Here is a 20,331-nt window from a genome sequence, read left to right as displayed (position 1 = left end):
GTTGAAAATAGTGCTGGAGGCAGAATGAAATTTATTCTTCCATTCCCACCCAGCGTGAACACCTACTGGCGGTCCCCAAATAAGGGGCCCGCAAAAGGTAAACACCTTGTCAGCGCAGCCGGCCGTAAATTCAAACATGCAGTACGTTCAGCGATCATTGAGCAACTGCGTGCAATACCAAAACCATCTACCGCGGCAGCAACTGTAGAAATTATTCTCTATCCGCCAGACTATCGCCGGCGTGACCTGGACAATTACAACAAGGCACTTCTTGATGCTTTGACTTATGCCGGTATCTGGGAGGACGACAACCAGGTTAAGCGTATGGCTATTGAATGGGGTGAAATCGTCAAAGGAGGCAGGGTAGAAATCACCATAGTCTGCTATCAAAAAGTGGTGGATGTATGTACAGCTGTGGGTTGAAAGATTTGCGAGTTGGCAGTAATGTCGAATGGTGCAAACGAAACGGGCGTGCAGGCCCTTTCGTCACTTCAGAGTGTATGGAGATAAATATGGCTAACCATGTTATGGGCGTAGCTACGCCTGTCGATAATCAATTGCATCAGGTAATTCCGGTAATGCAGGGCACAATGGGCGATCAGAGAGCTTCGTTGGTCAGCGCCAGGCGACTGCATAATTTTCTTGGGGTCGGTCGTGACTTCAGCAACTGGATAAAGTCTCGTATTAGCCAGTACGGTTTTGCTGAAAACATCGATTATACAGTTATCGCCAGTTCTGGCGAAAACCCACTCGGCGGGCGCCCGGCAGTGGATTACATGGTCACCATCGATATGGGTAAAGAGTTAGCGATGGTAGAACGCAATGAAAAAGGTCGTCAGGTAAGGCGTTATTTCATTAGTTGCGAGCAGCAGGCAAAATCAGCGATAAGCCATACGCATCCTGATTTTTCCAACCCGGCGCTAGCTGCCAGGGCGTGGGCTGATGAGTATGAAGCCAGGCAGAGGATTGAGGCTTTAAGTCACCGGCAGGCTCAATATATCGATCATCTTGAAAACCTGTTTACCGACGGCTTATCCCCAGTGCAGTTCTGCAAACGTCTGAATGGTGTCAACGTTAGTAAAGTCAGCGCCTTCCTACAGAGCTCTAACTGGCTTTACGATGACAATCCTAACGGCAATCACGCTCAATGGCGTGTCAGATCTCAGGTCAGGATAAGTATCTCACCGAGAAGAGCACAAAAGTTTCACCGAGCGCCGCCGCCAGTTTCACAACATACCAGCCCGTCCTCCTGCGCGATGGGGCTGTTTGGCTTTATCGTAAGTATCTGAAGGGACAACTGCCGATGAAGCGATCCTGGAATGGGGAATATACCCACGATAAAGAGCTTTCTGGGGCATTCAGTGAGAGCATTACTGACCCCTGAAGTCGTGTCTCGTCTCGGTGTTGTTCTTTTCAAACCCGGTCGTGAATTGATGCCTCTCTTTACCGGCGGCCGTGTCCTGATAGAGCGTCAGCCAGAGAAGATGAAAACACTGCCCACTGGCGGATCGCCGATGCACGTCAGCCTCTTGCAGAAATGGACATTCTGCGTTTTTTCATGAGGGATGAGAGGGTTATTAACGCAGCGGGTGGAATAAACGCTCTTGAGGCCTGGCTTCTACGACATGTCAGAGAGTGCCAGTACCCGCATTCCCATTATCACCACCATGAATTAGTGACTATGCGGCATCCGCCTGGCGCCATGGTTGTCTGCTGGCATTGTGATAATGAATTACGTGAGCAGACCACCGAAATGTTGTCAGAGCTGGCTTATCAGAATCTGGTGCATTGGGTGATTGAAAGGGTGCTGATCAGCCTTGGATACAATAAGGAGCGCGAATTATCGATGGCGGAGCTCTGCTGGTGGGCTGTGAAATCCGGCATTGCTGACGCAATAACCGAGACGATGGCGCAGCAGGCCTTAAGACTGCCTGAGGAACCTTTCCTGTCCGTTTATAAGGATAGCGATATTGTCCCGTCATTTGCTGCAGGTGAAATCCTTCAGGATCTTGTTGAGGGCATTGACCTGGCGGACGCCAGCGTACTCATTGAGCAACCTCAGATTGAAAGTAAACCCATTCTGAGGCTTAGTGTCGATCCGAACAGCCCCGAATCATTTATGCGCCGCCCAAAGCGCCGGCGCTGGACCTGCGAAGTTTACACTCGTTGGGTTAAAACTCAGCCATGTGAATGCTGTAGGCAACCATCAGACGATCCACACCATATAATAGGGAATGGTCTGGGGGAACTGGCACCAAGGCCCATGATCTCTTCGTGATACCACTGTGCAGAGTGCATCACGATGAATTACACGCCAATACATCAGAGTTCGAAAGGAAATATGGCACTCAGTTAGAGCTGTGGGCTCGTTTTCTGGATCGGGTAATGGGTATCGGCGTCATTGTAAAAGCTTGAGTGTATGGAGTACTGAGCATGAATATTGAATCAATTCCCAAATTTTTCGCTCCCAAAGGAATGCATATTTCTGATAGCGGCCGTGCAACCGCCAGCGAGCAACTTACTGTGACAGATGTAATGGCGGCTCTGGGATGACACAGGCAGAGGCAGGAATAGGCCTGTCGATGTTTTTGGGTAAAGCTGGAATCAGCGAACATGACAGAAAGGCATCCGTCAGTTGGTTGGCTGAATATGCAAAATCAAAAGCGCCTCGATCGATAAGAAAAGCAGCAGGGAAGAAGTTCCCGCTGTGTATGCTGATAATAGCTCGGTTCGCTTATAACGACTATGCCTCGTCTGCAGCTGACAGCGTAGATTGCAGGAAGTGTTCTGGTTCAGGCTTCATAAAAAAACCTCAATGGTGGAAAAAAGCCACTACAAAATGAGATTACGCAATGGGCAAAAGACCTCGGGCAGTCACCTTCGGATTTTGAAGTAAAACGTCAGGTGGAAGAGATTGACCATGTTCTCTGCTTCAAATGCGGCGGCACCGGGAAAATCAGCAAGCGATGCCAGTGTGGCGGTACGGGAAAAACCCTGGACCGTAAAGAGTCAGAGCTACAGGGAGTGCCTGTCTACAAAGTATGTAAACGTTGTGAAGGCCGCGGTTATAGTCGTCCTAAGTCTTCAAATGCTTACAGAGGTATGCTCTCTGAGCTGCCTGGTCTGCCAGAACGTACCTGGCGATACAGCTGGAAACCTTTCTATGAAAGTCTGGTTACAAAATGCTTTGAGGAAGAGAGTTATACCGACTCACAACTTAAACGTGTGACAAAGGTGTCTGATTTGATAAATATCGCATAATTTAGCGACGCGTTACTTGCAAAGTTGCCGCTTTTGTGTAATTTTATCTATAACGATGGGCTTTGTATGTTCAACGTTGATTAACCCGCCAGCAGCGGGTTTTTTTATGGGCTAAAATCGATAAAATCTTCTTCTCTTTCAATTAGTTCTTGCTGGATACCGTCACCAGAGTTATCTGTATGTCACACCACTTATTTGAGGTAAAAGACATGCTAAATCAGCAAGATATGACGGAAACAGCCAAGGCTGTTTTGATGAGTTGAGTGACAAACCGGCTACGGCTGGGGAGATTGCTCAGAATACTCACCTGAGCCGCGAACGCTGCCAGCTCATACTTACGCAGCTGGTAATGGCGGGTTATCTGATTATCAGTTCGGATGTTATAAGCGCCTCCAGTAATGGGGGCTTTTGCTGTGAAAATGGGCGGCTGGTGGGTGTTGTAGCACCCGACCAGCCATCAGCTCATGCTTTCAGGTCACAAGCTAACCACGGCCCACTGCTTTAGCGCAAAAGCAAAGTGAGCCTATCAGAGTTACGCTTACTGATCTATGAAAAATACTGTAAAAATATCCAGTATTGAATTAATCAATGCTGATTGCCTGCAATACCTCCCATCGCTACCCGATAACTCCATTGATCTTATTGTTACCGATCCGCCTTATTTTAAGGTGAAGCCAAACGGCTGGGATAACCAATGGAAGGGGACGAGGACTATTTACGTTGGCTGGATAGCTGTCTGGCACAGTTCTGGCGAGTGTTAAAACCTGCCGGCAGCATGTATCTGTTCTGTGGGCACCCTGGCAGGGATATTGAGCTGTTGGTGAGAGAGCGGTTTAACCTGCTCAACCATATCATCTGGCTAAACCATCAGGGCGATGGAACGGCTGCAATAAGGAGAGTTTACGCGCTTATTTCCCGGCCACTGAGCGTATCATTTTTGCCGACCATTATCAGGGGCCATACAGGCCAAAGACGATGGATATGCCGCAAAGTGTAATGAGTTAAAGCAACACGTCATGACGCCTTTAATTTCTTACTTCCGGGATGCCCGGAAATCTCTTGGCGTGACGTCGGCCCAGATTGCAGAAGCCACGGGTAAAAAAAATATGGTTTCCCACTGGTTTGGCCTTAGCCAGTGGCAACTGCCGAATGAAGCCGATTATTTGAAGTTGCAGGCTCTGTTTCAAAAAATCGCCATGGATAAGCACTCACGCAACGAACTGGGAAAACCTCACCACCAGCTTGTCGCTACCTGGCAATCACTTAACCGGAAGTATTCTGAACTTCAGCAGGAGTATTACGGTTACGGCGCCATTTAGCGTGTCGGTCACGGTGCCATATACCGACGTCTGGACACATAAGCCGGTTCAGTTTTATCCAGGTAAGCACCCATGCGAAAAACCTGCCGATATGCTTCAGCAGATCATTACTGCAAGCAGTCGGCCAGGGGATGTCGTAGCTGATTTCTTTGCTGGTTCGGGTTCCACAATAAAGCAAGCTGCTCTGCTCGGGCGGAGTGGAATCGGTGTTGAACTGGAAACCGAGCGGTTTGAACAGACGGTCAGTGAAATGCGTAATTTGCTGGAGCACCAGCCACCACAGCCAAATCCCTTACCTTAGGGCTTAACCGGGCGTAAGCCGCCGGATAAACGTAACCGGCACTTAAATGGCTGCGGGGCCAGCGTCTGAAGCGAATCCCGATCACGATGCGAAAACTACATGTCCCAGCTGTGCGCAAAGTGACTTAAAGGCAGGGCCACAATTTGAATCTGCGACAACTTAGGTTGGTAGCTCCGTATCAGTAAGCGGATCCATCAGGCTCGCATTCGCGGGCCTTTTTCGTATCTGCGCCACGCTCGGCGTTATTTAACCACAGGACCCTTACCAGGAGTAGGCATGAATCTATCTCTTGAAACGGTTAGGACCTTTTTTTCATACGATGAAACTACGGGCATCCTTTATTGCAAGTCACCTTTTGGGAGTAAAAGTCCTGGCGACACTCTTGGCGTCAAGACTGATACTGGGTATTTAAGGGTATTCTTCAATGGAAAGAATATACGTGTGCACCGAATAATTTGTGTCTTGAAATACGGTGAAATTCCGTCAACCCTTGTTGTTGATCATATTGATGGCGACAAGTTGAATAACCGTATTACAAATCTCAGGCTCTGCACACAAAACCAGAACACTCGCAATCGACGGATACACAGCAATAACGCAGCTGGACTTAAAGGGGTCTATTTCAACGATTCCCCCGCAATAGAAAAAAATGGATTGCGCAAATAAGTATTGCAAAGAAAAAAATTCGACTTGGTCGCTTCCACACTAAAGAAGAAGCGCACAGGGCGTATGTAGCTGCTTCCAGGCAGTACCATGGTGATTTTTCATCTATTTAAGCTCATAGCCGCCTCGCTCGGCGGAAAAATCAAAACCACAACTTTTCAGGGTGAGCCAGGAGGGACGGTATTACGTCGCCTTGTGGTTACCATCCCTGAGCGTTGGCTCACCACTAAAGAGAGACGTAATTATGTTCGGTATTTTTAAAAAGAAAGCCCGTAAAGCCGTTGTTGAAGTGAAAAAAATGGAAAACCGCGATGCCGTAGAAGCCACGGTCTGGGGAGCGTACTCGATTGCATACGCCGATGCACCTGCGATGCAAAAGAGATTGCAGTGCTTGAGAAGACTATTTCGGCCCTCCCTGCATTTGCGCCATTTGCTGGTGAAATTGCCCAGATGAGTTCGAATATTCGCGCTCGCTATGAAGCTCACCACGTTCAGCCAACGCTCAGGCGTTGCGCGAACTGGCTGACGTTGCCGGGACGGATGACGCTGTCGATGTTCTTTGCCTGTGTCTTGATGTAGCTGATAACGACGGCATCGGGGAAGAAGAAGAGAAACAGCTGAAGAAAATTGCCCAGGCTCTGCAACTTCCTCTGGACCAGTACCTGTGATCGGTAAACTTCGCTGGGCCGCAGCCGGGTGCTTTTGTTTCTGGTGTGCTATCGACTTCACCAGCAAATGATGTCAATCCTGGCTGATGGCGTGCTGGTAGCCGGGGTAATCGCTTTGCTCTGGCCCCTTATTAGATCCAGTGATTAGCACTGTGCAAAAGGCATCGTAATGATGCCTTTGACAGAGTGTCAGTTATTGACGCCGCCTATGACTACATCCTAAATTATTCCGTGTGGTGAATCCCCCTATGCGGAGGGGCATTGCCAGTCTGATATGTTTTTTGCGCATTGCGAGTCGTCTGTGGACTGGCGGCGACTTACCGGGAGGCACCCGGCACCACACCTAATAAAAAATGATGATAGCTGTAAGGCCCACTTCGGTGGGCTTTTTCTTTGGCCAAAAAAAAAGCCCGCATGGTTTCATGCAGGCAAGGCAGTTACATTTAGATTTTGTCCCGGTATATGTTTTTTTGTCCGGAAGTCGAAAGATACTGTCTCGAATACATTTTGTAAATAACGGATTCAAACCACAAGCCATGCATTTGCATGGCTTTTTTATTTGTGCCACCAGAGCATCATTCACTCTGTGCTTTGTCGTTAATCCATCTGGCGGCCATCCTAAAGGACTATCTGCTGAGTTCTTTTTCAGAGGTTGCATTTTCTTCAGTACCTCATCTGAATTAGTGACTGAGAAACCCGTCGGGAAAATAGCATTCCATCGGATGGATGTTCATCGTGCCAGTGCTTCGTGGCGGCCATCGTATGAGCGTCGAGATAACTGGTGTAAGCATCAAGGAGAGCGTTTTTCCTGCGCCTCGGGCGTAAGGTAGCAACTGGTTGAAATCAGCATCGCTGATAAGCCTGAATGGATAAGAGCCTCCTTCAATAGCCTCAATTTCGCTTAGCAACTTTCCCCGCAGTGGTGCGGAATGCTTCCTGAACTCTGCCTTACGTGACGAATGGTTACTGATTAGTGACGGAATAAAGAGCCCTAGCAGTGTCAGTATCACTCCGATTACTGAAATAATTTCCATGAGATTCCCTATGCCTGATTTTATTTATTCAGTATTACCCTGGTGGATTCGGTTTTTCTTGTTTTGGTCTTGGATACATCCTTGGCTTCGTACGCGGACGAGACTGAACAAGAAGAATAAATCCGTCTGAGAGGGTGGTGAATCCTGATATTTTTACAGTGATTTTTGGTGGCTGTCACCTGGCGGCCATCCTATTTTCCCCTCGTTCTGAGAGGATCCACAGCAATAGAGGGGGCTAAATGTCCGATCCTGTCTCTGGTACTTCAGTTGCGGCCGGCGGCCTGATGGGGGCTAGCATGTTCGGTCTGGCTACCGGAATAGATTACGGCGTGGTATTTGGTGCGTTCGCCGGGGCGGTTTTTTACGTGGCCACGGCAGCTAACATATCGCGCGGTAAGCTGGTGGCATACTTTATGACGTCATTCATTGTTGGTGTTCTGGGCGCCGGTCTGGTGGGTTCCAAGCTTTCAAGCTGGACTGGCTACAGCGACCGTCCGCTTGATGCGTTGGGAGCCGTATTAATATCAGCGCTTATCATCAAAGTTCTGACGTTTCTCAACAGCCAGGATCTAAATAGCTTGTTCAATATGCTGACCCGGTTCCGGGGAGGAGGTTCAAGTGGTAAATGATCCTTCAGCGCTGGCTAATGCAGTCATTTGCGCCGTCATTGTGCTGGCATTGATGTTCTACCAACGAGGTAGTGCGAGACACCGTCCGGGCATATCCGTTCTGGCTTATCTCATGGTGCTGGTTTATGCCAGTATCCCTTTCCGTTTCCTGTTTGGCCTGTACGAGTCATCCCACTGGCTGGTGGTGCTGGCTAACATTCTTATCTGCGGCGCGGTTCTCTGGTTCAGGGGGAATGTGGCGCGACTGGTTGATGCACTGAGGCACTGATGAACCAATCACAATTTCAAAGGGCGGCTGGTATTAGCGCCGGGTTAGCTGCGCGCTGGTTTCCGCACATTGATACTGCAATGAACGAATTCAGCATTACTAGTCCACTCGATCGAGCGATGTTCATAGCGCAGTGTGGACACGAAAGCACATCATTTACCCAGATGGTCGAAAGTTTTAACTATAGCGTTGCCGGCCTGGCTGGTTTTGTGAAGGCAAAGCGCATCACGCAGGACCAGGCGAACACCCTGGGGCGTAAAACTTACGAAAAGGTTTTACCGCTCGAACGTCAACGAGCGATCGCTAATCTCGTCTACAACAATCGTTTTGGCAATAAGGCTGCGGGCGATGGCTGGAAATACCGAGGGCGTGGAATTATCGGGATCACCTTCCTCGAAAATTATATGAAGTGCGGTAATGCACTGAAACTGGATTTAGTCAGCAACCCTGAGTTGTTGGAGAAAGATATTAATGCGGCCCGCAGCGCAGCCTGGTTTTACACCTCAAACGGATGTTTGAAATACCACGGAGATTTAGTGCGCGTGACCCAGATTATCAACGGAGGGCAGAACGGCATTGATGACCGACGCGCCCGCTTCCTGAAAGCTAAATCTGTTCTGGTATGAGGTCCTCATGGGCATTGAAATGATTATTGGTCTGGCAACTGCGTTGCTGGCCATTGTCGCTGGCGCATTTGGGTTAGGCCATGCGCGTGGGACCAACAAGGCAGAAGCCAAAGCCGATCAGCAGCGAGCCGAAGAGAACGCCGCTGCTACCGTCGCCGCGGTAGAACGGCGGGCTGATGCAACGAAAGGGGCCAGCGATGTTGAAGAGAGCGTTAAGCGTATGCCTGATGACGATGTTGATCGCGAGCTGCGCGAAAACTTTACCCGCCCCGGTGGTGGTTGATACCGCCTGCAACTGGGTGCGGATCATCTACCTGACTGACCACGACATAGACGTGATGGATAAACAGACGAAGCGCGACATTCTGGCGCACAACAAATCCGTGCAGGCCAACTGCCCGCAATCAACAGACAGGGTTACACGATGACCAAGACAAAGAATATTGAATTTCGGCTGAGCAAACTTGAGAAAGGGCCAGACAAGAAGGTTCTGGCCATCATGGAGATAAGGTCGAGAACTATTGCAGGTAGCGTGCTGAAGCAGATTCCCTGCCAGGAGTTGAAAGATCGATAATGTCATTGAAGATAGCCTTGTAGGCTTTATTTAACTTCTCAACTGTTTTCGGGGTGATATCACTCGTAGGCGGCGCGTCGATACCATCCATTAATTCTATTTCAGCAAATTTTCTCAAAACCTGAAGGACATTTTCTTTTTGTTCTTCGGGCATCGTTTGCACGATAAAAGCAACAACGTTTCTCAGCGCCAGGATTTGAGCGTGAGTTACGTAGTAATGATCGATCATATTTTCTCCCTGTTCTGTTGAGTTAGGCGATTTAACAGTATAGAGGAGAAATGTTGTCCGCCACCCTGTAGCAGACTTTAATCGTGATGCCTCGCAATAGCGGGTAAATTTCCATATCCAACCAAAGAGAAAAACCAATGAGTGAAGCAAAACCGCAGGACGGCAGCACTGTAAAAGGCTACCGCACATTAACCGCTGGCGACATTGAGCGAATGAACCGCCTTAAAGGCGTCAGCCGCCACTTCTGTAGTTTGCTTGATACCGATCGAGGTGAATTGTTGGCTGTCCGTAATGGCCCGGCAATGTTAAGCGCTGAGCAGGCTCGGGAGATTGATGAAGCTTTGCGCTGTCTGGCAATCGCTCGCACCAAAATGCAGGAAGCCTGTATGTGGGCATGCCGCGCGGTGGCTCGCCCTGACGCTGATTGCTAACACAACTTGCGAAAAGAAATCCACCGAAAATAAGTCAGTCGATGCTTGATGATTAGCAGATAGTCTGCTAACGCTATCGTGATAGTATTTCAGCGGAGTTTATCTATTAAAAGGAATGCGCGATGTGGACGTACTGATTGACAGTGCTTTCGAGGGATATCTCTTCCTCTTACTGGATATGTGGACAGTTTTAATTGTTGCTTTCGTCGGGTTGGCTCTGTCATTTTATGGCGTGCAAATGCGTAGAACTGCCGTCACCTTCTTTCTGCTTGCTGCGATAATCGGGACTGCTGGTTCGATCTATACTTAAATGTAGGTTGCAGAGAATATGCAGAAAGTCAACCCGCAATCCAACGGTGGCTATTACTGCGGTTACTCGTGTCATATGCCCTGAAACACATAATTTGAACCCAGGTCGCCAATGGCGGCCTTTTTTATTGCCAGAAGTAGGAGAAGAAGCATGTTAACAGTAAAAGTGATGTCGCCTAGTGGCGGCGAAGAAATTCATTGTGGACTGAGCGTTGGTTTCAACCCCAACCAGCAGAGTATTGCCGTATCGGGAATGGACCAGAACGTATTCCTGAAGCAGGGAGAAGTGGCCTACGTGATGAACGCAAACGGCAAGACCATTTCACGTTACGAACACCTGGAACGACAGTAGGCATTACGGAAGCTCTTCAGCGAAGGGCTTCGATAATGCTCCCCACATCGCTTAGAGGTAAGACATGGTCGAAATCACCGACGCCCAGCAGATTCGCCTGAACCTGCTATCCACCCTGAACTATGACACTGCCGCCGCAAAAGTCGCTGTAGAGTTTGTTCAGGATAGTCCGCTTAAGTACCAGTTATTCATCCAGCAATACAGCCGCGTCACGACAGAAACCGAAGTGGTAGCAAAGACGATGAAAGCAGTACAGGAAGCAACTGAAGCGCTGCCGCTCTTCGATACGAGCGCTGAGCAGTCCAGCTAGGCATTACAGCAGGCATTCACTGAGTGCCTGTGATAATGCTCTAGGAACGAAAACATGAATAAAGAACCGCGCATATATGGCAGCAAATGGGACCGTGAGCGTCTTCTATTCCTTCGTGCGCACCCCTTATGCGTCATGTGCCACGAGCAAGGCAGGGTGACAGCGGCCACGGTGGTTGACCACATCATCCCGCACAAACTGAAAGAGGCTCTGCGTTCTGGTGACAGCCAGGCAATAGCGAAAGCGCAAAAGCTTTTCTGGAGCCGGAAGAACTGGCAAGGGCTGTGTAAGCAGCACCATGACTCAACGAAGCAGCGAATGGAGAAGCGCGGCACCGTTATCGGCTGCGATGAAAACGGTATTCCGCTTGATCCAAATTCTCACTGGTTCAGATGACGTCAATTCCATAGGGGAGGGGCGGGTCAAAAGTTCAGAAGTCTGACCCGAAATGACCGCCGCCCATCCTTTTTGTGCACAACCGCGAAATGAAAAGTTTTTTTCCGGGAGGTTCCGATGGCAGGACGACGCCCGAAACCGACCCACCTCAAAGTGGTCTCAGGCAACCCGGGCAAACGTAAACTCAACGATAAAGAACCGACTCCGGCGCGAGAAATTCCAAGCCCGCCGGCGCACCTGACCGACTGGGGAAAGGTTGCCTGGGGAAGGTTGACTGTTCTCCTTGACGGGATGGGGGTTTTAACGGTTGCCGACACCTTAGCCCTTGAACGGCTATGCGATATTTACGCTGATATTCTTCAGTTGCGCGACACCATCGCAGTAGAGGGAAGAACCTATACCGTCCAGACCGAGGGTGGTTTTCTTATCAAAGCTAACCCGGCCGTTTCGATGTTGGCCGATGCCGACCGCCGTTTTAAAAGTTACCTGGTTGAATTCGGTCTGACGCCAGCGGCAAGGACGAAGGTGAAAGTGAATGGCGAAGACCCCGAAGAGGACACGCTCGACAAGTTCTTCGGTTGATCCTGCAACCCAATATGCGATGGATGTAACCTCGGGCAAAGAACTGGCTGGTCCTGACATACGTAACTCATGCCAGCGCCACCTTAACGATCTGCAGTCATGTCATGCCCGTGGTCTGCACTGGGATGTTGAGGCGGCGCAACGCTCGATTGACTATTTTGCGAAAGTTCTGAAGCTCAATGGTGGTGATTTCGAAGGCGAGCCTTTCGTGTTGCTGCCATGGCAGTGCTTCATCGTCGGTTCGATTTTTGGCTGGAAAAACGCCAGAGGTTTTCGCCGGTTCCGAATGGTCTATGTGGAGTCCGGGAAGGGATCCGGTAAATCCCCTCTGTCTGCGGGTATAGGGCTTTACTGTCTCACTGCGGATAAAGAAGCACGCGCTGAAGTTTATGCCGCTGCCACGAAGAAAGACCAGGCAATGGTCCTTTTCCGTGATGCGGTGGCGATGGTCGATCAGTCTCCAGCTCTTTCCGCACGTATTCAGAAATCAGGTGGTGCCGGGAAGGAATGGAACCTGGCTTTTCTTCAGTCTGGTTCCTTCTTTCGTCCAATCAGTTCAGATGACGGACAGTCCGGCCCGCGACCGCATTGTGCTCTTATTGATGAAGTTCACGAGCATAAAAGCAATCAGGTTGTTGAAATGATGCGTGCCGGTACCAAAGGTCGTCGGCAGGCGCTGATTTTCATGATCACCAACAGTGGGCACGATAAAACGAGCGTCTGCTATGACTATCACGAATACGGCCGAAAGGTTTCTGCCGGTTCGATAGAAGATGACAGCTTTTTTGCCTTCATTTGTTCTCTGGATGAAGGAGACGATCCTTTCAAGGATGAGTCCTGCTGGAAAAAAGCTAACCCTTCGCTGGGTCACACCTTTGAAGAAAGCTATCTTCGTGAGCAGGTGACTCAGGCCCGCGGGATGCCTTCGAAAGAGAGCATCGTCAGACGTCTTAACTTCTGTCAGTGGGTTGACGCGGCTAATCCGTGGATGAGCAGTGATGTCTGGATGGGTTGTGAGGAGAGCTTTGATCCAGATGAACTGGAAGGTGAGGAATGCTATGGCGGTTTAGACCTGTCCGGATCGCGTGATTTGACGGCACTGGCGTTGTTTTTTCCAAAACAACGTAAGTTGCTGGTGGAGTTCTGGACCCCGAAAGATACGTTACTGGAACGGGCCAAAACGGACCGGGTACCTTATGACGCCTGGGAGCGAGATGGTCACATCCACACCACACCTGGCAAAGCAGTGAAATACGGCTTTGTTGCCCAGCGCATTGCAGATCTGACTCAGAAGTTTGATATCAAGGCCATCGCCTTCGACCAGTATCGCATTAAATATCTTGAGCCGGAGCTTGAGGAAGCATCTGTTTCTGTTCCCTTAATCCCTCATGGGCAAGGGTATTACAAAGCGAAAGATTCCGGGCTGTGGATGCCTCACTCCATCGAATTGTTTGAAGAGTTGCTTGATGACAGCGTCATTATCATCAGGACGAACCCTTGTCTTCGCTGGAATGCGGCTTCAGCAGTGACGGAGGCTGATCAGAAAGAAAACCGAATTTTTGCCAAGAAAAAAAGTACCGGGCGTATCGACGGCATTGTAGCGGGCGCTATGGCAATCGGTGCCTCCGAAGGCTATGAGGATGATTCTGGCGATATCGACGACTTTTTCAGTAATCCCATCATTGTGTGAGTCACCATGAATAAAGATAAGAAGCCAGGCCGGATAAAAAGCGCCGTTCGCCGGTGGCTCGGCGTACCCATCTCACTTACAGACGGTGAATTCTGGGCTGCTTATGCTGGTGGGCAGTCCGCAGCAGGCAAATCCGTTACGGTTGATAAAGCCCTGCAGTTATCGGCAGTGTGGTCATGCGTAAGGCTGTTATCCGAAACCATCGCGACGTTGCCTGTTGGTTTTTACGAAAAAACAGCTGATGGTCGCCAGAGTGCAAATGATCACCCGCTTTATGAGCTCCTACATAATCAGCCGAATGCTGACATGACCGCTGTGGAGTTCTGGGAAATGATCATGGCCAGCCTTCTTTTATGGGGGAATGCTTACGCGGAAATCGACCGTACCGGGAAGCGTATTACCTCGCTTGTACCGCTCAGGCCAGAAAGGATGAAGGTTGATTTAAGCAAGAGCGGAGATCCAATTTATACCTACCGTGACTGGCCTTCAGGTACATCCCGAAACATTGATGAACGGGACATCATGCACATCCGTGCGTTCAGCACCAATGGTGTCATGGGCCTGTCACCTGTCAGTTATGCCCGACAGACACTTGGTCTGGCAATGGCAACAGATGAAGCCAGCGCCAAAGTTTTTAAAAACGGTATGCGGCCCAGCGGCGTTCTCTCAATGGATCAGATCCTGAAAAAAGAGCAGCGCAATGAAGTACGTGAAAGCATGGTCGAACAATTTTCTGGATCCATGAATACCGGGAAAATGATGGTTCTTGAGGCGGGAATGAAGTTTCATCCTGTTGACCTCAACCCGGAAGACGCCCAGATGCTGCAGTCCAGAGCATTCAATATCGAAGAGATTTGTCGGTGGTTCAGAGTATGGCCGGGATTGATTGGACACAGCGCCCAGGGGCAGACGATGTGGGGAAGTGGCGTCGAACAGATGCTGATTGGCTTTTTAACGTTTTCACTTCGTCCATGGCTGACCCGTATTGAGCAGGCGATTCGTAAAAGTCTCCTGGCTCCGGGAGAAAGAAATAAGTACTTCGCGGAGTTTTCCATCGAAGGTCTCTTACGTGCCGACAGCGCCGCCCGTGCCGCTTTTTACTCAACGATGACCCAGAACGGTCTGATGACCCGCAATGAAGCACGGCAAAAAGAAAACCTTCAGCCAAAACCTGGCGCTGACCAACTAACCGTTCAATCCAACCTGCTGCCGATAGATCAGCTTGGCAAGTCCGGCGACAGTGAATCGGCCAAAAACGCATTGCGGGAATGGCTTGGCATTAAATCAGAGGAGACGCCGGAATGTACCGGAAAAACGCAGCCATGAAAGTAAAGGCATTCGACTTCGACATTAAGGCCGTCAACGATGACGGCCTTTTTTCTGGGTACGGTTCTGTCTTCGATGTGGTGGATAGCTACAACGAAGTCGTGGCGCCGGGTGCGTTCCTCGAAAGCATCGAGGAAACACGGGCGAAGGGGAGAACGTTCCCGGTTCTCTGGCAGCATCGCACCGGCGAACCCATCGGGAACTGGGACATCTCGACCCTGAAAGAAGATAAACATGGGCTTTTTGGTGAAGGGGCCCTGTGGCTTGAAGACGCGGCCTACGCGAAAACCGCCTGGCGGGGCATGAAAACCCGTGCCATTACAGGCCTTTCCATTGGCTATTACGTCCGTGAGTCAAATTACGATGAGAAAACCCGGATCCGCACCTTAACGAAGCTCGACCTGGTTGAAATCTCCATTGTTACCGTGCCGGCCAATGATGATGCGCGTATTGACGTCATTAAGTCGAAGCTGTCACACGGTGATCTTCCTTCCTTACCTGAATTTGAGAAGTTCCTGCGAGAGGCAGGTTTCTCGAAAAGTCAGTCCGCCGCGGTCGCCTCCCGCGGACTGTCCTATCTGCTTGACCGGAGTGAGTCCGGGGGCGAAGACGGCGAAACCAAAGCGGCTATTGCGGCGATGCGCCAGCAACTGAGCCAGTTTTCTCTCCCAAAAATTCTCTAAGGGATTTATATGTACCAGAAAAAATCGGCTGACGATCAGCCACAAAGTATTGGCGAAATCTCCTCCCAGCTCACCATGGTGATTGATCAGGTCAAAAACTTCGGCGAAGACGTGAAGAGAAAAATGGAGGCAGGAGAAACCGTTTCGCTGGAACTGAAACAAAGAACGGACGAAAGCATTAATCAGATGAACGAGCTGAAAGAACGTCTCACTGAGCTGGAGCAAAAAGGTGCACGCCGCCCGAACGATGCACCTGCACAGCGAAAATCGCTCGGTGAGCTGGTGGTCGAAAGTGAAGAGTTCAAAGGCATGGACAGTTCGGCCCGTAAGAGCATCCGCGTCAAGCTGGAACAGAAAGATATTATGAACGTGCCGGCGACTACGGGCACTGGCGTGAGCACAACCAACAGTCTGGTGGTCTCCGATCGTGTTCAGGGCATTATCGCCCCGCCGGAACGCACTCTGACCATCCGTAATCTGCTTATCCCCGGTAATACCGCATCTAACGGTATTGAATTCGTTCAGGAAACGGGGTTTACCAATAATGCTGCAGCTGTGGCGGAAGGTGCTCTGAAGCCAAAATCAGACATTAAGTTTGAGTTGAAAAGTGCGCCGGTTCGTACCATTGCGCATTATTTTAAAGCGTCCCGTCAGATCCTGGACGATGCGCCCGGTCTGGCCAGTTATATCGATGGCCGTGCTCAGTATGGTCTTCGCTTTAAAGAGGAGCAGCAGTTGCTGAGCGGCGATGGCACCGGCGCGAATATCCTCGGTATTCTGCCGCAGGCAACAGAATTTGCTCCAGCGCTTACCCTGTCCAACGCCACGCCGATCGACCGTCTTCGCCTGGCTGTTCTGCAGGCCGTTCTTGCAGAATATCCGGCGTCTGGTTTTGTACTGAACCCTATTGACTGGGCAGGCATCGAGTTAACCAAAGATAACGAAGGCCGCTACATCATTGCGCAGCCGGTCAATGGTGGTGTTCCACGGATCTGGGGTCTTCCTGTTGTGGAAACTCAGGCTATGGCGCAGAACAACTTCCTGACTGGAGCCTTCAACATGGCTGCGCAAATCTTCGATCGCATGGATATCGAAGTGCTGCTCTCCACTGAGAACGAAGATGACTTTATTAAAAACATGGTCACCATTCGTGCGGAAGAGCGTCTGGCGTTAGCAGTTTATCGTCCGGAAGCATTTGTCACCGGTAATGTAACCGCTTCTGGCGGCTGACAATTCAGGGCCGCTTAGCGGCCCTCTCTTTCTGAGGAGATTGTGATGGCCAGAAAAAATGTGGATGAACCGTCTGTATCCGACGGTAAAAATGCGGCGCCAGAACCCACTGATGCCGGGACTATTCAGGTTCAGCCTGTCCGGCGTTTTATGGATGGCGATATTTTCAGGACGCCCGCCGATGATCCTTTTCATGTCTCTCGCTTACGTGCTGCCGAGCTCAAAGGTAACGGGCTGGTGACGATAGTTGGTGAAGTCCCTGATAACAAAATGAACCGCGCCCCCGAAACCAAAGGGTAATGGTTATGACGGTAATCAACACTGAAACAGCCATGGAACATCTCAGGCTGGATGATGAAATCGATAAAACGATGGTGGAGGGGTATCTTGCCGCTGCGGAGGATGCTGCTATGCAGTTTCTTAACCGTCGCTTTTTGCTGACCAGGCTGCTCTGGATAGTGCTGTTGAGAATGAAAGTGCCGGCGATCGTCCGCTTATCATCACGCCCTCCATTCAGAGCGCGGTTCTTCTTATAGTGGGCTGGTTGTATGAAAACCGCGGGGATGATCTGAGTCCTGATATCCCAGGACCCGCACGCTGGTTGCTGAATCCCTGGCGAATTCAAATGGGTGTTTAGCCGGAGGGGATGATGAAAATTGGACCAATGCGGCATCGGATCACCATCCGAAATTTTATTACTACGCGAACACCGAGTGGTCAGCCAACAGAAGAGTGGTCTGACGGCGCCACTATCTGGGCAGAGGTAAAGGGAATCAGTGGACGAGAGAACCTGACAGCAGGAGCAGAAAGGGCAGATGCTACAGTTCGTGTCTGGGTTCGATATCGCAAAGATATTTCGGCATCATCGCGGCTTCTTGTCCTGAACGGCCCCTACAAAGGAGTGACATTGAATGTCACCGGGCCTCCGGTGCCAGATAGCAAAGGTACCCGGCTGGAAATTCTCTGCAAACAGGGGACCGAAAAATGATTGATGTGAATCTGGATTTTTCCGGCTTAGAGGATATCGCCCGAGACCTGCAAATCCTCAGCAAAGCCGAAAACAACAAAGTCCTCCGGGACTCTACTCGGGCCGGGGCTGAAGTCCTCCGGCAGGAAGTGATTGATCGGGCTCCTGAGCAAAGTGGAAAACTGAAGAAAAACGTTGTTGTCGTCACCCAGAAAAGCCGTCGCCGTGGGGAAATCGCGTCGGGGGTGCATATTCGTGGCGTTAATCCGCGAACGGGGAACAGCGACAACACCATGAAGGCCAGCAACAAGCGGAATGCGTTTTACTGGCGCTTTGTGGAGCTGGGAACATCTACGGCTCCAGCACATCCGTTTGTTCGCCCTGCTTTTGATACCCGCATGGAAGAGGCTGCGCAGGTGGCGATGCAGCGTATGAATCAGGCTATTGATGAGGTGCTGGCTAAATGACAGAAGATGATCTCTATGACCTGCTGTCGCCGCTGGCAGACGGGCGGGTTTATCCGTATGTAGTATCGCTGGGCAGCGACGGCCTTCCCGATGTTCCCGCGCCTTACATCATTTTCTCGATACCGACTGATGTTGCCGGGGATGTTTTCTGCGGCCAGGCAGAGTCGACACTGCGCATTCAGGTTGATGTATGGGCTGAAACGAATGACGAAGCCCGGGCGTTACGCCTGGATGCCCTGGCACGCCTGCAGGTGCTTTCACCTGTCGAGGTGACAAAAATTCCTGGCTACGACACGACAACCCATCTTCATCGGGCAACCCTCGAAATAACGGTTATTGCCTGACAAAAACCAATCCAATCCGACCGCCGCTGGCGGTTTTTTCATTTATGGAGGCTGCAATGTCAGCACTATTTGAACGTGCCCAGAAAACGAAAATTATGATTACGTCAGTGCCGGTCACTGCTGATGAAATGGCGTCGGCAACCTGGCTTGAGTTGAGTTGTACTATCAAACAGGCCAGCTTTACCGCCGGTCAGAAAAACGATATTGACGTGACGACGCTATGCTCTGATGAAACAGAAAATATCAACGGGCTTCCGGCACCGTCTGAAATGTCACTTTCCGGTAACTTCTACCGCAACACGGCACAGGATGCCCTGCGCGCGGCTTACGATAACGACGGAATCCATGGGTTTAAGGTTATTTTCCCTTCAGGAAACGGGTCCCAGTTTCGCGCGGAAGTTCGTCAGCATACCTGGGATTCTCAGACCAACGGTGTGGTAGCCGCAACGTTCTCCCTGCGCCTGAAAGGTAAGGCAACCAATATCGACGCTCCGGGCATTCTGTCTTTCGCGACAGACCTTCCTGCATCCCAAACGGTCGCGGCAGGAAGCGCCCTGACAATGGGTGTAGTCGTCCAGGGCGGCACGGCGCCTTATACCTACGTCTGGAAAAAAGGCTCTTCTACAGTCAGCGGGCAGACCAGCGCAACGTTTAATAAGTCCAGCGCAGTATCAGGTGACGCCGGGGTTTATTCCTGCGTGGTTACAGATGCCAATGGCACCGTTATCACCTCTGCTGACTGCACCGTCACCATCAGTTAATGGAGCGCCGGGAAACCGGCGATAAACTTAATGTCAAAACAGAATCTTAAAGCGCTGGCGCTGGCCCCAATGGCGGGTTTTCGTAAAAAAGAAGTCATCGTTCCGGAGTGGGAAAACGCCAAAGTTATCATTCGTGAACCATCGGCTGAAGCCTGGATTCGCTGGCAGGGTATTGCCAGCCCGGAACAACCAAAACTACCGGAAGGGCAGGAAGCGCCAGAAGTGCCAGAACTGACTCCTTCAGAACGCGCGTTCCGCACGATGCGGGCAGATGTCACACTCTTCATTGATATTCTGCTGGATACCGACCTGCAGTACGTTTTCACCGTCGATGATACCGAACAGGTTGAAGCAATTTATGGCCCTGTCCATTCCCGGTTGCTGAAACAGGCGCTTGATCTCATTCGTGATGTGGATGATGCCAAAGCAAAGTAAAAATGCCTGGCATGCAGTTCCTGATGGCGCTGGCGCTCCGGATGGGCCGCACGCTGGGCGAACTGCGACAAACCATGACGGTTGGTGAATTCAGAATGTGGGCTGAATTCGACCGTATCAGCCCGATCGGTGATATCCGTGGCGATATTCTCAATGCTCAGCTGGTTTCAGCGATGTACGGGGCGCAGGGCGGTAAAGTCACCATCGAAGATGCTCAACTCAAGTGGAGCACAGAAGAGGATGAGGTAATCGACAGTGGCGATCCATTTGCCGGATTAGAGGCCGCTTTGCTCGCAGCATCGGAATAAAATTGAATCGTCTCCAGCCTCGCTTCAACGCGGGGCTTTTTTATACCCAAATTTCACCGCGCATCTCACGCGCACGTCACACAGAACCTTTCAGGATGAGCCTTGAGGATACCGGCTGGCTGTCGGTGCCTTTCTGTGGGCCGGATTCCTGTGAGACAAGGTTCATCA

At 50.6% G+C, this 20,331-nt stretch carries 28 protein-coding genes and 5 pseudogenes; 32 read left to right on the top strand and 1 reads right to left on the bottom strand.

Features of this window, described 5'->3' with window-relative positions:
- The first annotated feature begins 24 nt into the window (after positions 1-24).
- From BJF97_RS22215 to BJF97_RS35165, 14 genes and pseudogenes are all read left to right on the top strand, one after another.
- Positions 25-423, top strand: coding sequence for a RusA family crossover junction endodeoxyribonuclease (locus BJF97_RS22215; protein ID WP_070082995.1), 399 nt, complete (start codon positions 25-27; stop codon positions 421-423).
- Between the two features lie 89 nt (positions 424-512).
- Complete coding sequence (locus tag BJF97_RS35185; RefSeq protein WP_228706694.1) at positions 513-1,289, top strand: antA/AntB antirepressor family protein; 777 nt, start codon at positions 513-515, stop codon at positions 1,287-1,289.
- A gap of 72 nt (positions 1,290-1,361) precedes the next feature.
- Positions 1,362-2,415: pseudogene (locus BJF97_RS22205) on the top strand (DUF968 domain-containing protein).
- Between the two features lie 18 nt (positions 2,416-2,433).
- Positions 2,434-3,261 (top strand): annotated as a pseudogene (locus BJF97_RS35520) (antitermination protein Q).
- A gap of 209 nt (positions 3,262-3,470) precedes the next feature.
- Positions 3,471-3,660: pseudogene (locus tag BJF97_RS35515) on the top strand (TrmB family transcriptional regulator).
- Between the two features lie 149 nt (positions 3,661-3,809).
- Positions 3,810-4,881 (top strand): annotated as a pseudogene (locus tag BJF97_RS22195) (DNA-methyltransferase).
- Positions 4,882-5,157: 276 nt separating this feature from the next.
- The gene (locus BJF97_RS22190) at positions 5,158-5,547 is read left to right on the top strand and encodes an HNH endonuclease signature motif containing protein (protein WP_070082994.1); all 390 of its coding nucleotides are present in this window, start codon (positions 5,158-5,160) and stop codon (positions 5,545-5,547) included.
- Between the two features lie 241 nt (positions 5,548-5,788).
- Positions 5,789-6,212, top strand: a pseudogene (locus BJF97_RS35170) (tellurite resistance TerB family protein).
- Between the two features lie 67 nt (positions 6,213-6,279).
- Positions 6,280-6,360 carry a DUF3927 family protein gene (locus BJF97_RS35710; RefSeq protein WP_442910105.1) on the top strand — a complete coding sequence of 27 codons (81 nt, stop codon included), beginning with the start codon at positions 6,280-6,282 and terminating at the stop codon, positions 6,358-6,360.
- A gap of 1,125 nt (positions 6,361-7,485) precedes the next feature.
- A complete protein-coding gene (locus BJF97_RS22175; RefSeq protein WP_004139418.1) occupies positions 7,486-7,875 on the top strand; it encodes a phage holin family protein in 390 nt (129 codons plus the stop codon).
- Positions 7,865-8,143, top strand: coding sequence for a phage holin family protein (locus tag BJF97_RS22170; RefSeq protein ID WP_014228560.1), 279 nt, complete (start codon positions 7,865-7,867; stop codon positions 8,141-8,143). The genes BJF97_RS22175 and BJF97_RS22170 overlap by 11 nt, the downstream gene beginning before the upstream one ends.
- Positions 8,143-8,769 carry a glycoside hydrolase family 19 protein gene (locus BJF97_RS22165; protein ID WP_025108061.1) on the top strand — a complete coding sequence of 209 codons (627 nt, stop codon included), beginning with the start codon at positions 8,143-8,145 and terminating at the stop codon, positions 8,767-8,769. The genes BJF97_RS22170 and BJF97_RS22165 overlap by 1 nt, the downstream gene beginning before the upstream one ends.
- A 7-nt stretch (positions 8,770-8,776) precedes the next feature.
- Complete coding sequence (locus tag BJF97_RS22160) at positions 8,777-9,052, top strand: hypothetical protein (RefSeq protein ID WP_064404667.1); 276 nt, start codon at positions 8,777-8,779, stop codon at positions 9,050-9,052.
- On the top strand, positions 9,003-9,197 hold the full coding sequence (locus BJF97_RS35165) for a hypothetical protein (RefSeq protein WP_031591487.1): 195 nt from the start codon (positions 9,003-9,005) through the stop codon (positions 9,195-9,197). Before BJF97_RS22160 ends, BJF97_RS35165 begins: the two co-directional genes overlap by 50 nt.
- A 90-nt stretch (positions 9,198-9,287) precedes the next feature.
- Here the strand turns inward: BJF97_RS35165 and BJF97_RS22155 are convergent, their stop codons facing one another.
- A complete protein-coding gene (locus tag BJF97_RS22155) occupies positions 9,288-9,572 on the bottom strand; it encodes a hypothetical protein (RefSeq protein ID WP_014837907.1) in 285 nt (94 codons plus the stop codon).
- 137 nt (positions 9,573-9,709) lie between these two features.
- Here BJF97_RS22155 and BJF97_RS22150 point away from each other — a divergent pair, with 137 nt between their 5' ends.
- From BJF97_RS22150 to BJF97_RS22065, 18 genes are all read left to right on the top strand, one after another.
- Complete coding sequence (locus BJF97_RS22150) at positions 9,710-10,003, top strand: Acb2/Tad1 domain-containing protein (RefSeq protein ID WP_025108059.1); 294 nt, start codon at positions 9,710-9,712, stop codon at positions 10,001-10,003.
- A 124-nt stretch (positions 10,004-10,127) separates the two neighbouring features.
- The gene (locus BJF97_RS22145) at positions 10,128-10,313 is read left to right on the top strand and encodes a hypothetical protein (RefSeq protein ID WP_014228564.1); all 186 of its coding nucleotides are present in this window, start codon (positions 10,128-10,130) and stop codon (positions 10,311-10,313) included.
- A gap of 150 nt (positions 10,314-10,463) precedes the next feature.
- Positions 10,464-10,664 (top strand): hypothetical protein, encoded by a 201-nt coding sequence (locus BJF97_RS22140; protein WP_064392801.1) that lies wholly within the window; start codon positions 10,464-10,466, stop codon positions 10,662-10,664.
- 64 nt (positions 10,665-10,728) lie between these two features.
- Positions 10,729-10,974, top strand: a complete 246-nt coding sequence (locus BJF97_RS22135; RefSeq protein ID WP_049106544.1) for a DUF2560 family protein — start codon at positions 10,729-10,731, stop codon at positions 10,972-10,974.
- A 54-nt stretch (positions 10,975-11,028) separates the two neighbouring features.
- Entirely contained in the window at positions 11,029-11,370 is a 342-nt protein-coding gene (locus BJF97_RS22130) for an HNH endonuclease (protein WP_032734579.1), read from the top strand.
- 117 nt (positions 11,371-11,487) lie between these two features.
- Positions 11,488-11,952 carry a phage terminase small subunit P27 family gene (locus tag BJF97_RS22125; protein ID WP_014838137.1) on the top strand — a complete coding sequence of 155 codons (465 nt, stop codon included), beginning with the start codon at positions 11,488-11,490 and terminating at the stop codon, positions 11,950-11,952.
- Between the two features lie 19 nt (positions 11,953-11,971).
- Positions 11,972-13,642 carry a terminase large subunit gene (locus BJF97_RS22120; RefSeq protein ID WP_014838138.1) on the top strand — a complete coding sequence of 557 codons (1,671 nt, stop codon included), beginning with the start codon at positions 11,972-11,974 and terminating at the stop codon, positions 13,640-13,642.
- Between the two features lie 6 nt (positions 13,643-13,648).
- Positions 13,649-14,968, top strand: coding sequence for a phage portal protein (locus BJF97_RS22115; RefSeq protein WP_064411112.1), 1,320 nt, complete (start codon positions 13,649-13,651; stop codon positions 14,966-14,968).
- On the top strand, positions 14,944-15,651 hold the full coding sequence (locus BJF97_RS22110; protein WP_014838140.1) for an HK97 family phage prohead protease: 708 nt from the start codon (positions 14,944-14,946) through the stop codon (positions 15,649-15,651). Before BJF97_RS22115 ends, BJF97_RS22110 begins: the two co-directional genes overlap by 25 nt.
- A 9-nt stretch (positions 15,652-15,660) precedes the next feature.
- A complete protein-coding gene (locus tag BJF97_RS22105) occupies positions 15,661-16,881 on the top strand; it encodes a phage major capsid protein (protein WP_047934992.1) in 1,221 nt (406 codons plus the stop codon).
- A gap of 45 nt (positions 16,882-16,926) precedes the next feature.
- Entirely contained in the window at positions 16,927-17,181 is a 255-nt protein-coding gene (locus BJF97_RS22100; protein ID WP_064411111.1) for a hypothetical protein, read from the top strand.
- A gap of 5 nt (positions 17,182-17,186) precedes the next feature.
- Positions 17,187-17,417, top strand: coding sequence for a head-tail connector protein (locus BJF97_RS22095; protein WP_228706691.1), 231 nt, complete (start codon positions 17,187-17,189; stop codon positions 17,415-17,417).
- A gap of 113 nt (positions 17,418-17,530) precedes the next feature.
- Entirely contained in the window at positions 17,531-17,869 is a 339-nt protein-coding gene (locus BJF97_RS22090; RefSeq protein WP_048258044.1) for a phage head closure protein, read from the top strand.
- Positions 17,866-18,315, top strand: coding sequence for an HK97-gp10 family putative phage morphogenesis protein (locus BJF97_RS22085; protein ID WP_070082992.1), 450 nt, complete (start codon positions 17,866-17,868; stop codon positions 18,313-18,315). The genes BJF97_RS22090 and BJF97_RS22085 overlap by 4 nt, the downstream gene beginning before the upstream one ends.
- A complete protein-coding gene (locus tag BJF97_RS22080) occupies positions 18,312-18,659 on the top strand; it encodes a DUF3168 domain-containing protein (protein ID WP_042947699.1) in 348 nt (115 codons plus the stop codon). Before BJF97_RS22085 ends, BJF97_RS22080 begins: the two co-directional genes overlap by 4 nt.
- A 56-nt stretch (positions 18,660-18,715) precedes the next feature.
- A complete protein-coding gene (locus tag BJF97_RS22075; protein WP_049083363.1) occupies positions 18,716-19,420 on the top strand; it encodes an immunoglobulin domain-containing protein in 705 nt (234 codons plus the stop codon).
- Between the two features lie 30 nt (positions 19,421-19,450).
- Positions 19,451-19,855 carry a phage tail assembly chaperone gene (locus BJF97_RS22070; RefSeq protein WP_070082991.1) on the top strand — a complete coding sequence of 135 codons (405 nt, stop codon included), beginning with the start codon at positions 19,451-19,453 and terminating at the stop codon, positions 19,853-19,855.
- Positions 19,856-19,857: 2 nt separating this feature from the next.
- The gene (locus BJF97_RS22065; RefSeq protein ID WP_016809743.1) at positions 19,858-20,163 is read left to right on the top strand and encodes a phage tail assembly protein T; all 306 of its coding nucleotides are present in this window, start codon (positions 19,858-19,860) and stop codon (positions 20,161-20,163) included.
- Positions 20,164-20,331: the final 168 nt, after the last annotated feature.

This window comes from Klebsiella sp. LTGPAF-6F (assembly GCF_001753185.1).
GTDB classification, from domain to species: domain Bacteria; phylum Pseudomonadota; class Gammaproteobacteria; order Enterobacterales; family Enterobacteriaceae; genus Klebsiella; species Klebsiella michiganensis.
The sequence above is the reverse complement of the archived record's forward strand: the minus strand, read 5'-3'. Positions and strand labels throughout refer to the sequence as shown.